Source organism: Acidimicrobiia bacterium, from assembly GCA_040880805.1.
In the GTDB taxonomy this organism is placed as follows: domain Bacteria; phylum Actinomycetota; class Acidimicrobiia; order IMCC26256; family DASPTH01; genus DASPTH01.
In genome coordinates, this window is record JBBDHW010000033.1 from 1 (window position 1) to 12924 (window position 12924).

Genomic DNA, 12924 nt, shown 5'->3' on the forward strand with positions numbered 1-12924 from the left:
GTTCGTTCACCCAACGGTGGGCGGTCGTCGCCCGGTCGGACCACGCGGGAGCAACTGTGCGGATCCCCTGCTTCGCGTGGATGACCCGGAGCTTCCGTCGCATCGCACGCACCCATCGCTCGTCGAGGCCGCGTGCCGCCGCTTCGTCGACGAGGGTCTGCGCTTCCTGTACGTACACGGGATGACTCGGGAGCGACGGAACCCATTCGAGGATGGCCGCCTCCGACGGGAGCGACTCGAAGCATCTCGGTGTGACGTCGAGGACCCGGAAGGTCAGGATCGTGAGCATGCACTTCAGGCAACGGCCGCAGTTGCGGTGGTGCTGCGGGTCGGCCAGACACACCCGGAGATCGTCGAGCGCCTCGTCCCAGTTCGCGAGATGACGGAGCTTCTCGAAGCGCTCCTCGCCGGCGCCGTCGTGGACGATCTCGAGGCTGGTGCTCCCGAGCATCACGTCGGAGACGGGGCTCGAGCCCAGCGGGAACACGAGGTGCCGATAGCTCGTGGTGCCCGGGATCAGACCGGTACCGAACCGCGCGCCGAGCAGGTGGAGCACGGAAGAGAGGCCGGCCGCGATCGGGTACGAGCGACCGCCCACGAGCTCCCACAGGTTGGTCTGGACGGTCACGAGGTCGAGCCCGACGCTCTCGACCATCCGCCGCGATCGCGCGGCGGATCGCGTGAATCCCACGACGTTGACGCGAGGGATGTCGACACCGTGGATCATGACTGCGGCAACGAGCCGGCGATCTCGGCGCGCGAGACCGCGCGTGTGCCGATACGCCGTGAACGCCGAATCGACACCGCCCGAGAACGAGGTGACCGCCATGCTCGGCCAAGCGTCGCGCTCGCGCTCCTCTTCGGCGACGACGTCGACCATCGGATAGTCGAACCAGTTGTGCCACACCTCTTGAAATCGCTCGAGCGAATCGAGCAACGACGGGCTGACGGCGGCGCCGACCACGCGGACGTCGTGCCCGCGTCGCATCGCGAGAGGAACGGCAGCGACGACGAACGGATCGGCGCCGTCGACGAGCGCGTCGTGCTCGTACTCGTCGATCGAGAAGAAGATCTCCTCCGCCTGTCCGCTCGGAGCGCCGAGCAGGGCGGCGGCGTGGATCCGTCCGCGGTCGCGCCGGACAGGCTGGATCCGGAGCTCCACGGCGTTGCGCGGGGTCATGCCAAGAGACCGAACCGCGAACGGACCTCTTCGAGCGACGCGGCTGCGTCGGCGGCGCGCGTTGCCGGGTCACGGCCAAGGCGCACCACCGCCGCGGGGCTGCGCGCGACCGCAGAGGCGAGCGGAAGCACCTGCCGAACGTCGCGCGGATCCTCGAGCGGCGCCCACGAACCGAGCAGGTCGTGCAGGAGCGCGTGAGAATCGATCCGCTCGACGGCACCGCGCGCTTCGCGGGCGTGGTCGACGACGATCGCTCCCACGAGCGGGTACCAGCCGGACGCGACGACGTTCGGTGGCAGCTCGCGGCGACCGCGCTGATCGTCGGCGATCGGTTGGGTGTCGAAGGGGTCGTCGTCGAGCACGTCGGACGGCACTGCCAACGGTCGCGGCACGCCCCCGATCATCGTCGAGGAGCTGGAGCCGCGCAGCGCGACGAGATCGTCGGCGAGCACGTCCCAACCCGCTCGGAGCGCGCACACCGCGAGTGTCGACTTCCCCGAGCCGGTTCCTCCGAGCACGAGAACGGCGCGCCCATCGGTGGCGATGGCCGCGCCGTGCACAACCGAACGGTCGTGCTGCGAGAGGAGGTGGGCGAGCGCGGACAGCAACGTACGACGGAAGCTCGCGTCGAAGTGGACTGCGTTGCCCCCGATGTCGATCGCGGTGCTCGTTGCTCGAGCCGTAAGACCGCTGCGATGCCGGAGCACGAGCTCACCCCTGACCGGACGCCAGGTCTCGAACTCGGGCGTCGACGAGGTCGGCGGCGCAGCCGGGACCGCGGGTGCGCTCGAACACGCTCGTACACGCACGCTCGGTTGGGCATCGGCGAGACGCGCGGCTCCGAGCACGGACGCGAGCGCGTGGGCGGCGCGTGGCTCGTCGGCCGCGAGCTCGGTCGGCAGCCCGAGAAGGTCGATCGTGCAGCGGTCGAGCACGCCCTGAGCGGTTACCATGGCTCCCTGCTCACGAGTCGTGGAGGAACACGAGTGGCTACTACCCGAGTCCCGTACCAGCGCCCCCAGATCGTGAGTCGCGAGCCCCTCTCGGGCCTGCTCGCCGACGCCTTCGACACGAGCGACACCGACAACTAGTGGTGCGTCCTTCATTTGACGCGCGCTTGCTCGAGTGCGACGCGGCCTCGTTTGACCTTCTCGATGATCTCATCCGCGGTCTTGGTCCACACGAACGGTTTCGGGTCGTCGTTGTGCGTGGCGATGTATTTCTCGATGGCGGCGATGAGCTCGGGGACGCTGGCGAAGCTGCCTCGCCTGAGTCGTTTGGTGGTGAGCTCCCGAAACCACCGCTCGACCATGTTCAACCACGACGAGCTGGTGGGGACGAAGTGGAGATGGAAGCGCGGGTGGCTGGCCAGCCACGCCTTCACGTTGGCGTGCTTGTGGGTGCCGTAGTTGTCGACGATCAAGTGGACCTGCAGGCCCTTGTCGATGCTGCGGTCGATGAGGCGCAGGAACTTGAGGAACTCGCCGTTGCGGTGTCGAGGTAGGCACTTGCCCACGATCACGCCGGTCAACACGTTGAGTGCGGCGAAGAGGGTGGTGGTGCCGTTGCGCTTGTAGTCATGGGTCATCGTCCCTGCCCGTCCCGGCTTCATGGGCAGGCTCGCCTGGGTGCGATCGAGGGCCTGGATCTGGGACTTCTCGTCCACCGACAGCACCACCGCACCTTCGGGCGGGTTCAGGTACAGCGCCACGACATCGACGAGCTTGTCCTCGAAGTGCGCGTCGTTGGACAGCTTGAACGTCTCCACCAGATGCGGCTTGAGCCCTCGCGCCGACCAGATCTGTTGCACCTTCGTCTTGGAGATGCCCGCATGCTTGGCCATCGAGCGCACCGACCAGTGCGTGGCGTCCACCGGCGTCGTGTGCTGGGTGTCATAGACGACCTGATCGATCTTGCTCTGCGCGATGGTGGGCTTGCGGCCCCGGCCCGGGCGCACCTTGCCGACGCCCTCGACGCCGTCGTCGACGAACTGGGACCGCCACCCGAGCACTGTCGAGCGCGACACGCCGAGGCGCTCGGCGATCTCGGTGTTCGCCACCCCATCGGCTGCCATCAACAGACCGCGGGCCTCGCGCACGGCGCGATGCGGCAGCGATGGACTCGACGCGATCTCCTCGAGCGCCAGTCGCTCCTCGAGCAGCAACACGAGACGTTCGGCAGGGGGATGAGCCATGCCCAAACCATCGCACAACCGCGCGGTCAAATCAAGGACACTACACTAGAGAATCTCGGGGTTCGGCGCCGCGAGCGCCCGTTCGCCACAGCGTCTCCAGCATTCGGGCCCTCGCCAACCGCGCCGTCTTCATCGTCCATCCGGTGATCCGGTCGCCCGCGCCGAGCCGGCGCACCTGACCGCCCGCGCGCACCGCGACGACGCGACCGATTAGCTGGTCGGCGCGCACCGGATCGTCGGGACTCGCCTTCGCGTCCCCCTGGAACACGTACGCGCCTCGGATCGGGCGGCGATGACGATGGACGACGAGCTCACCGTTCGCCGTGCAGAACGCCCAGACCTCACCGACGCGCGGGCGCTCCGCGGGGACGACCAGCACTTCCGATCCCCAGGGAATGGATCGGCCCATGGAGACGCCGTCGACGCGAAACCACATCGTTCCCGCCGACGCCCGACGGCGCAGCACCGCCGCCTTCGCTCGCACCGCAGGCGGAACCCATCCCGGCGAGCGCTCGGCGCGCATGTCAGCCGGCGGGGTCCCGGTCGAGGAGCCCCGCCTTACGCAGCTCGTCGAGATAGGCGACGACGTCAGCCTCGAACTCCTCGCGTGACACGCCGCTGAAGTTCCCCAACAGCTCGTCGACGAGGACCGTCACCCCTCGCTGCCCGTCGAGGTGCTCCCAGATCTGCGTGCCCACTTCGTTGAGTGTGACGAGCTCCCGACCTTCCGGGTCGATGACGACAGCCTGGCCGTCGATGACCTCGTAGGTCACACCCGCCGCGCGTCGCGGTGCCGCTTCAGCCACTTCGGCGGAACAGTGTGATCTTGTCGAGGAGCCGCTCGCGCATCTCGCGATCGGTGACCCCGAGGCCTTCTTCGGGTGCGAGCACGAGCACACCGAGCTTGCCTTCGTGCGCGTTCGCGTGCACCTGGGCAACCGCTTCACCCGTTGCTTCGAACGGGAACACCGCGGAGAGCACGGGGTGGATCTTGCCCTCGCAGACGAGCTGGTTCGCCTCCCACGCCTCGCGATAGTTGGCGTAGTGGCAGCCCTTCAGCGCTTTCTGATTCATCCAGAGATAACGGTTGTCGAACTCGAGCAAGAAGCCGGTCGTGGCAGCGCACGTGATGATCGTGCCACCACGCGCGCACACGAACACCGACGCACCCATCGTCTGACGGCCGGGGTGTTCGAAGACGATGTCGGGATCGGTACCCGCGAGCTCGCGTATGCGCTTGCCGAGGCGTCGCCACTCGGCCGGGTCTTGGGTGTGCTCGTCGCTCCAGAACTGGAAGTTCTCTTCCTTCCGGTCGATGACGTGCTCGACGCCCATCTCGCGCACCACCGCAGCGCGCTCCGGGCTCGACACGACCGCAACCGGTGTACCGCCCCCGTTCAACACGTACTGGCACGCGTAGGCGCCGATCCCGCTGCCGGCGCCCCAGACGAGAACCGTCTGGCCCTGCGTCATCTGCGCGCCGTTCGGGCTCACGATCATCCGGTAGCTCGTGGAATTGGTGAGCGCGTTGACCGCCGCCTCTTCCCACGTGAGGTGCGCGGGCTTCGGCATCAGTTGGCTCGCTTTCACGAGCGTGAGCTCGCCGAGACCGCCGAAGTTGGTCTCGTAGCCCCAGATGCGGGAGTTCGTCGCGAGCATCGAGTCGTCGTGCGCGGACGGATCTTGGTCGTCGACATGGTTGCTGTGCACGGTGACCGCGTCGCCGGGCTTCCACAGTCGCACGGCGGAACCGACACGCAACACCACGCCGGCGGCGTCGCTGCCCACGATGTGGTACGGCTGGTTGTGGCGCGCACCCCACACGCTCTCCTTGCCGAGGCGCGCGAGGAACGGGAACGTGGGCATCGGCTCGAAAATCGACGTCCACACCGTGTTGAAGTTGATCGACGACGCCATCACCGCGACGAGCGCCTCGTCGGGCGCGATCTCGGGCAGGGGCACCTCGTCGATGTGGATCGACTTGCGCGGGTCCTTCTCGTCGGAGGGAACCCCCGCGAACATCTCCGTCTCGTCAGCACGGACCACTGCGGCCCGGAACGACTCGGGGACTTCGAAGCCGGCGTAGTCGGCGGCGGGCGCGCCGTCGACGATGGCTGTACGAATGGCATCAATCTGCGTCATGGTTACCGGAAGGTAGTTCCCCGGCGCATGAGGGATACGATCGATCCGTCCAGTGCTGAGGTTCGGAGGCCCGAAATGCCCGGTTCGGTCATCGTGTCGTCGGCCCGCACGCCGATCGGCAAGCTCTCGGGCGCCTTCGCGTCCCTCCCCGCCACCGACCTCGGCGCGCACGCCATCCGGGCTGCGCTGGCCCGCGCGGGCATCGCCGGCGACCAGGTCGACTACGTGATCATGGGGCAGGTGCTCCAGGCCGGAGCCGGCCAGATGCCCGCACGCCAGGCCGCGGTGAAGGGCGGCATTCCGATGTCGGTGCCGTCGATGACGGTGAACAAGGTGTGCCTCTCGGGCATCGACGCGATCTACCTCGCCGACCAGATGATCCAGGCGGGCGACGCCGCGATCGTGGTGGCCGGCGGCATGGAGTCCATGACCCGCGCGCCCTACCTCCTCCCCAACGCGCGCGAGGGATACCGGATGGACCACGGCCAGCTCGTCGACTCGATGATCGGCGATGGCCTGTGGTGCGCGTTCGACGCGGTGCACATGGGTGCGGGCACCGAGCGCTACACGGGCGAGATGGGCGGCATCACACGCGAGATGCAAGACGAGTTCGCCGCGCAGAGCCACGAGCGCGCCGCCGCCGCGATCAAGGACGGCCGGTTCGCCGAGGAGATCGAGCCGGTCGAGATCCCGCAGCGCCGCGGCGACCCCGTGCTCGTCGACACCGACGAAGGCGTACGCCCCGGCACGACTGCCGAGGCGCTCGGCAAGCTCCGGCCTGCGTTCGCACCCGACGGCACGATCACCGCGGGAAACGCGTCGCAGATCTCCGACGGCGGCGCCGCGCTGGTCATCACGAGCGCCGAGAACGCGGAGCGACTCGGAGTGGCACCGCTCGCCGAGCTCGTGAGCTACGGCATGGTCGCCGGACCCGACCCGTCGTTGCTCACCCAGCCCTCACGAGCGATCGTGCGCGCGCTCGAGAAGATCGACAAGCAGGTGAGCGATCTCGAGCTGTTCGAGATCAACGAAGCGTTCGCCGCGGTTGCGTTGGCGTCGATGAACGACCTCGGTATCAGCGCCGAAGTCGTGAACGTGAACGGTGGCGCGATCGCGCTCGGGCACCCGATCGGCGCGTCCGGGGCGCGCGTAGTCCTCACGCTCGTCGACGAGCTGCGCCGCCGCGGCGGCGGTCTCGGCGCCGCGTCGCTCTGCGGTGGCGGCGGCCAGGGTGAGGCCGCCATCGTGCGCGCGCTGTAGCGATGTCGATGGAGCCGTACCCGCCTCCGCCCCCACGCCGGGTGGGCCCAACCGGCCCACGTGCCGACTTCGGTCCGCGGCTCGCGGGTTGGCTGATCGACGGTGTGATCGTCGGGCTGGTGAACCGGGTGGTCGACGCCTTCACAACCGTCGCCATCGGTCTCGTGCTCGGGCTGCTGGTGCAGTTGGCCTACGCCGTCTACTTCATCGCGAGCGCCAGCGGTCAGACGCCCGGCATGCGCATCATGAGCATCCGGGTGATCGACGCGACAACCGGTGGGCGTGTCGACCCCGGCAGGGCCGTCGTGCGCTGGCTCATGAGCATCGTGTCGGGCTTCGCGTTCGCGCTCGGATACCTCTGGATGCTCTGGGACCCGGAGAAGCAGACGTGGCAGGACAAAGTGGCGGGCACCTACGTGGTACCCACCGCCGACTTCCCCGTGGAGCAGTGGCCGGGCTGAGTGGCGAGTTGGCGGTTTAGGCTGCGACCTGGCCTTCCCAGACACGGTTCATCGCGTTCTGGATCTTCACGATCCAGATGATGCTGCCAATCAGCGGGAGCAGATTCCAGAAGCCCGTCGGGCCACTGACCGGCTTCTCGTGCCCCGCTCGCGCGTACATGTTGCCGACCTCGGACGGCTGCACGAACCAGTTCACCGGCTGGATCAGCAGAGCGATCACGAGACCGAAGATCGGCCCGATCCCCTCACCGGTGTGCTCCTTGAGCTCCCGGAACATCTGGTAGGTCCAGTAGAGGAAGTAGATGCCGAGCGTGATGATCGAGAAGATCACCACCGCGGCAGGGCTCCTCACCTTGCCGAGGGGACCCGCTCCTCCGCGTGCGGCGGGCGCCGGGGGCGGCGCGGGCGCGGGCGGCGGCGGCGGAGTCTCTGCGGGCGTGTCGCTGGTCATGACGGTTTCCTCCCTGTGGGCCGGTGCATTGGTAGTCGGCGCGGGAGGCCGAGTCAACAACCCTCCTCGATGGGTCGCTCTCTGCGAGCCGGGGTACCCGGCTCGCAGCCGTTCGCTCCCGACTACGAGTCGACCGGGCGGCGGCCTTCGAGGGCACGGCCGAGCGTGACCTCGTCGGCATACTCGAGGTCGCCCCCCACGGGGAGGCCGCTCGCGATCCGCGTGACCCGCACGTCGAGCTCCTTGAGGGCACGGGCCACGAACATCGCGGTCGCGTCGCCCTCGATGTCGGGGTTCGTCGCGAGGATCACCTCGGTGATGCTGTCTTCGGCGACTCGTTGCAGGAGCTCCTTGATCCGGAGCTGCTCCGGCCCGATGCCTTGAATCGGCGAGATCGCACCCTGGAGCACGTGGTAGCGACCCTTGAACTCGTGCGTGCGCTCGACGGCGACGATGTCGCGCGGGTCTTGCACGACGCAGAGCAGCGTGGGGTCGCGCCGGTCGTCGACGCAGAACGTGCAGAGCTCACCCTCGCTGATGTTGAAGCAACGGCGGCACCAGGTGATGCGCTCCTTCGCCTCGGTGATCGAGCGCGACAGGCGGCGCGCGTCCTCGGGCGCGGCCTGCAAGAGGTAGAACGCGATCCGCTGCGCCGACTTGGGCCCGATGCCGGGAAGCCGTCCCAGCTCGTCGATGAGCGCCTGGACCGGCGCGGCGTACGGACTGCTCACAGGTGCGCGGCGCCCTAACCGAGCAGGTTGCCGAGACCGCCGAGGTCGAGGTCGCCGGTGACCCCGCCCATCTTCTCGGCCGCGAGATCCTGGGCGCGCCGCAGGCCGTCGCCCACGGCAGCGAGCACGAGGTCTTCGAGCATCTCGACGTCGTCGGGGTCGACGACGTCGGGGGAGATCCGCACCGACTGCACCTCACCGGCACCGGTAACGACGACCTTCACCATTCCCCCCCCGGCCGACCCCTCGACCCTGGCCTGCGCGAGTGCCTCCTGCGCCGAGGCCATGTCGGCCTGCATCTTCTGCACCTGCTTCATCATCTGGTTCATCTGCTTCTGGTTGGCCACGGGTGCTCCTGGTGGGTTCTCTGGAGGCGTTGCCGTCAGTCGCGCGGGCGTTCTTCGACAACGGTGGCGTCGAGGCGCTTGGCGATGACGCTCACCGAATTTACCGCCGCGCCGTCGTCGTCGGCGTCGGCGAGCTCGGTGAGATCGATGTCATCGTCGGGGTCGTTCTCGTCGGCGGGCGCAGGCTTGCCTCGGGCAGTCGCACGCGTCGGCTCCGCGTCGAAGCCGTCGTGCGCGACGAGCAGGAACTTCATCTTCCGACCGAGGCGCGAGGACAGCGCGTCGCGGATCGTGTCGGCTTCCTTCTGGAACCGCGGCCTCGCGTTCGCAAGGAGACCCTTCGGCACGCCGAAGGTGATCACGTTGCCCTCGATCGAGAGCGGCTGCGCTTCCTGCGCTGCGGCCTTGGTGGCGGGAGGCAGCGCGGTGAGGAGATCGCTCCACGCCAGGATGACATCATCGATCTCGACAGCCGGTGCGTCGGCCGGTGCGTCGGCCGGGGTCTCGGAGATCTCCGGTTCCGCCGGGGGCGGGGGTTCCGATTCGGATATGGATTCCGACTCAGCGGCCTGCGACGCGCGCGCACGGCGGATCGCACCGAAGCTCTTCGAAGGACCCTTCGTCGAGGAAGCATCGGCGGCTCCCGGTGGGACCCGAACGCCGCCCATCTGCTTCTCCAGCCGGTCCACGCGTTCCGCGAGGGCCTGGAGCGGCGGGCCCGCGTCGCGGCGCGCGAGGCGAACGAGCGCGATCTCGAGCACGAGACGCGGATCGGCGGCGTCGGTGCCGCGCATGTCGACGATTGCCTGACCGAGCGTCTCGAGCGTGCGAACGAGGAGTGCGGGGCCGGTCTGTTCGCCGAGCGCGTCGAGACGCGTGATGTCGCTCTCGGGCGCGTCGACGCGGACGCGTCCCTTGGCCGCGGTGAGCAGGAACCCGTCGCGCGCAGTGGCGAGGAGGTCTTCGGTGATTCGCCGCGGGTCGAAGCCGGCGTCGAGCAGTTCGCCGAGCGCGACGAGCGCGCCCGCGGTGTCTTCGTTCGCGATCGCTTCGAGCACGCGCATGCGCATCTCGAAGTTTGTGCCGCCGAACAGCGAACCGACCTGCTCGACGTCGAGCGAGCCGTGCGCGATGGCCTGGTCGAGGAGCGAGAGCCCGTCACGCATCGAGCCGGCAGCTGCGCGAGCAAGGATCTCGAGCGCTCCGGGGTCGGCAGCCACACCTTCCTGCGCACTGACCCACGCGAGGTGCCCACCGATCTCGTCGAGCGAGTAGAGCGAGAACTCGTAGTGCTGGGTGCGGGAGCGGATGGTGGGAAGGACCTTCTCCGGTGAGGTGGTCGCGAGTACGAAGACGACGTGGCTCGGGGGTTCCTCCAGCGTCTTGAGGAGCGCGTTCGACGCGCCCGCGCTCAGCATGTGCACTTCGTCGATCAGGTACACCTTGTACGTCGACGTGGGACCGAGCCCGAGGTGCACGCTCTCGGTGAGGTCGCGCATCGCGTCCACACCGTTGTTCGACGCGGCGTCGAGCTCGAACAGGTCGAGGAAGCGACCGTCGGCCACCCCGACGCAGTTGTCACACTCACCACACGCGTCGCCGTCGGGCATTGGCGACGTGCAGTTGAGCGCCTTCGCCAAGAGACGGGCGATCGTGGTCTTGCCGGTACCGCGCGGCCCCGAGAAGAGATAGGCGTGGCCGGCGCGCTCGTCGCGCACCGCGTTGCGCACCGCAGTAGTGACCGGCGTCTGACCGATGACTTCCGAGAACCGCTGCGGTCTGTACTTCCGGTAGAGAGACTGGTACGCCATCTCGCTCCGACTTTAGCGAGCGCCGACTCGGCATCAGACGAGATCGGCCTCGTATCCTGAGAGCCCCCGACCCGCTCGAACTCGAGGTTCCCCTGCCGTGCTCGAACGACTCGCGCGAACGATGTACCGCCGCCGGCGACGCGTGCTCGTGGCCTGGATCGTGCTGCTGATCGGCACCTTCATGCTGTCGAGCGCGATCGGTGGCGCGTTCCACACCGAGTTCAAGCTGCCCGGCACCGAGAGCCAGGCTGCGTTCGACCTCCTCCAGAAGTCGAGCTTCCGCGACCGTCAGGTCCAGGGCCAGATCGCGTTCAGGGCCGAGAACGGCGTCGACGACCCCGCCGTAGAAGAAGCGATGCAGGGACTGTTCGACAAGGTCGAGGCGACGATTTCCGGGGTCACCGTCGTGAGCCCGTACTCGCCCGAGGGCGAGCGGCAGATCGCGCCCGACAATCCCACCATCGCCTACGCCGAGATCAACTTCGCCGACCGCTCGAACGAGCAGTTCCGAGAAGACGGGAAGAAGATCAAGGAGCTCGGCGACCAGGTGCACGTGCCCCGCCTCGAGATCCAGTACGGCGGTGACATGTTCGCCACCAATCCCATCAACGGCGTCACGGAAGCGGTCGGGATCGCCGCGGCGATGATCATCCTCCTCATCGCGTTCGGGTCCGTCCTCGCCATGGGGCTGCCGATCGGCACCGCCCTGTTCGGCATCGGCACCGGTGTCGCGATCGTGCTGATCATGCGCAACTTCCTCGACATGCCCGAATTCACCACCGCGGCCGTCGCCATGGTCGGCATCGGCGTGGGGATCGACTACGCGCTCTTCATCGTCACCCGATATCGCGAGAACCTGGCCGCGGGTCTCGACCCGGAACGCAGCGTGGCGCACTCGGTCGACACCGCCGGGCGCGCGGTCTTGTTCGCTGGCTCGACCGTGATGATCTCGGTGCTCGGCCTGTGGCTCATGAAGACGTCGATCATGCGCGGGGTGTCCATCGCGATCGCGGTGGGTGTGCTCACCACCATGCTGGCGTCGGTCACACTCCTGCCCGCATTGCTCGGTTTCGTCGGTCGCAACATCGACAAGTTGAAGATCGGCCGCCGCAAGCGCGTCGACACCGGTGACCGCAAGTCCGGCTGGTACCGGTGGAGCCGCGTCATCCAGCGGCGCCCGCTGCCCGCCTTGATCGGCGGGCTCGTCGTGTTGCTCCTGCTCACGGTGCCGCTGCTCTCGATGCGGCTCGGGTTCGCCGATGCCGGGAACCGGCCGGCGAAGGACACCACGCGACGCGCATACGACATCGTCTCCGAAGGGTTCGGGCCCGGGTTCAACGGCCCACTGCTGCTCGCGGCCGAGACGCCCAACGGCGGGGCGGACGTCGCCGCGCTCTCCAAGTTGAGTGACGCGTTGAATGCACCCGTGCCGGGGGTCGCGTTCGCGACGCGGCCCCAGGCGAACGCCGAGGGCACGGTGGCGATCATGCAGGTGTTCCCCACGACCGATCCGCAGGCCCGAGAGACGGCCGAGCTCGTGTCGAGGCTCCGCGACGACGTGATCCCGTCGGTCGTCGCCAAGCAGGTCGACGTGAAGGTGGGCGGAATCACGGCGGCCGCCGACGACTTCGCGAACTACACCGCGGGCCGCCTTCCTCTCTTCATAGGGGCGGTGCTGCTGCTCTCGTTCCTCCTGCTCATGCTGGTGTTCCGCAGCCTGCTCGTGCCGTTGAAGGCCGTCATCATGAACCTGCTGTCGATCGGCGCCGCGTTCGGCGTGATCGTGGCGGTGTTCCAGTGGGGATGGGGCGCGAGCCTCATCGGGGTCGGACGCTCCACGCCGATCGAAGCGTGGGCACCGGTGTTCATCTTCGCGATCGTGTTCGGGCTGTCGATGGACTATGAGGTCTTCCTGCTGTCGCGCATCCGGGAGGAGTACGACCGCACCGGCGACAACGCGACCGCCGTCGCCGATGGACTCGCGCTCACGGCGCGGGTGATCACCGCCGCGGCCGCGATCATGGTGTGCGTCTTCGGCAGCTTTGTGTTCGGGTCCGAGGTCGCGCTGAAGATCATGGGGCTCGGGCTCGCGGTGGCGGTGTTGGTCGACGCGACTGTGGTGCGTCTCGTGCTCGTGCCGTCCACGATGGAGCTGCTCGGCGACTGGAACTGGTGGATCCCGAAGTGGCTCGACCGCGTGCTGCCGCGCGTGCACATCGAAGCGGGCAAGTCACTCGAAGACGAGCTCGTTGAGCTCCACGAGCAGGAGTCGGTCGAAGTCCACTGAACAACGCTACGAACGACGGTCCGGCGCCGCGGCGACGAAGCGAACGGAGTGAGCGGAGGA

At 68.1% G+C, this 12924-nt stretch carries 13 protein-coding genes; 3 read left to right on the top strand and 10 right to left on the bottom strand.

Annotated elements, in window-relative coordinates:
• The 6 genes from WD271_08245 to ccrA all read right to left on the bottom strand — a co-directional run.
• On the bottom strand, positions 1-1180 hold a 1180-nt coding region (locus WD271_08245), incomplete at its 3' end, for a hypothetical protein (GenBank protein ID MEX1007822.1).
• Complete coding sequence (locus WD271_08250; GenBank protein ID MEX1007823.1) at positions 1177-2133, bottom strand: hypothetical protein; 957 nt, start codon at positions 2131-2133, stop codon at positions 1177-1179. The genes WD271_08250 and WD271_08245, both read right to left, overlap by 4 nt.
• A gap of 149 nt (positions 2134-2282) precedes the next feature.
• Positions 2283-3374: an IS630 family transposase gene (locus tag WD271_08255; protein ID MEX1007824.1), complete on the bottom strand. Its 1092-nt coding sequence runs from the start codon at positions 3372-3374 to the stop codon at positions 2283-2285.
• A 40-nt stretch (positions 3375-3414) separates the two neighbouring features.
• Positions 3415-3858: a S24/S26 family peptidase gene (locus WD271_08260; GenBank protein ID MEX1007825.1), complete on the bottom strand. Its 444-nt coding sequence runs from the start codon at positions 3856-3858 to the stop codon at positions 3415-3417.
• Between the two features lie 40 nt (positions 3859-3898).
• Positions 3899-4180: a PqqD family protein gene (locus WD271_08265; protein ID MEX1007826.1), complete on the bottom strand. Its 282-nt coding sequence runs from the start codon at positions 4178-4180 to the stop codon at positions 3899-3901.
• Positions 4173-5516, bottom strand: coding sequence for a crotonyl-CoA carboxylase/reductase (gene ccrA / locus WD271_08270; GenBank protein MEX1007827.1), 1344 nt, complete (start codon positions 5514-5516; stop codon positions 4173-4175). The genes WD271_08265 and ccrA overlap by 8 nt, the downstream gene beginning before the upstream one ends.
• Positions 5517-5591: 75 nt before the next feature.
• On the opposite strand from ccrA, the gene WD271_08275 reads away from it, so the two are divergent.
• Both WD271_08275 and WD271_08280 read left to right on the top strand, forming a co-directional pair.
• A complete protein-coding gene (locus WD271_08275; protein MEX1007828.1) occupies positions 5592-6776 on the top strand; it encodes an acetyl-CoA C-acetyltransferase in 1185 nt (394 codons plus the stop codon).
• 2 nt (positions 6777-6778) lie between these two features.
• Positions 6779-7237 carry an RDD family protein gene (locus WD271_08280; protein ID MEX1007829.1) on the top strand — a complete coding sequence of 153 codons (459 nt, stop codon included), beginning with the start codon at positions 6779-6781 and terminating at the stop codon, positions 7235-7237.
• Between the two features lie 16 nt (positions 7238-7253).
• Here the strand turns inward: WD271_08280 and WD271_08285 are convergent, their stop codons facing one another.
• The 4 genes from WD271_08285 to dnaX form a co-directional block, all read right to left on the bottom strand.
• Positions 7254-7688 carry a DUF4234 domain-containing protein gene (locus tag WD271_08285; protein MEX1007830.1) on the bottom strand — a complete coding sequence of 145 codons (435 nt, stop codon included), beginning with the start codon at positions 7686-7688 and terminating at the stop codon, positions 7254-7256.
• 122 nt (positions 7689-7810) lie between these two features.
• On the bottom strand, positions 7811-8419 hold the full coding sequence (gene recR, locus WD271_08290; GenBank protein MEX1007831.1) for a recombination mediator RecR: 609 nt from the start codon (positions 8417-8419) through the stop codon (positions 7811-7813).
• A 14-nt stretch (positions 8420-8433) separates the two neighbouring features.
• The gene (locus WD271_08295; GenBank protein MEX1007832.1) at positions 8434-8748 is read right to left on the bottom strand and encodes a YbaB/EbfC family nucleoid-associated protein; all 315 of its coding nucleotides are present in this window, start codon (positions 8746-8748) and stop codon (positions 8434-8436) included.
• A 53-nt stretch (positions 8749-8801) separates the two neighbouring features.
• Complete coding sequence (dnaX, locus tag WD271_08300) at positions 8802-10577, bottom strand: DNA polymerase III subunit gamma/tau (GenBank protein ID MEX1007833.1); 1776 nt, start codon at positions 10575-10577, stop codon at positions 8802-8804.
• A gap of 97 nt (positions 10578-10674) precedes the next feature.
• On the opposite strand from dnaX, the gene WD271_08305 reads away from it, so the two are divergent.
• Positions 10675-12864, top strand: a complete 2190-nt coding sequence (locus WD271_08305; GenBank protein MEX1007834.1) for an MMPL family transporter — start codon at positions 10675-10677, stop codon at positions 12862-12864.
• Positions 12865-12924: the final 60 nt, after the last annotated feature.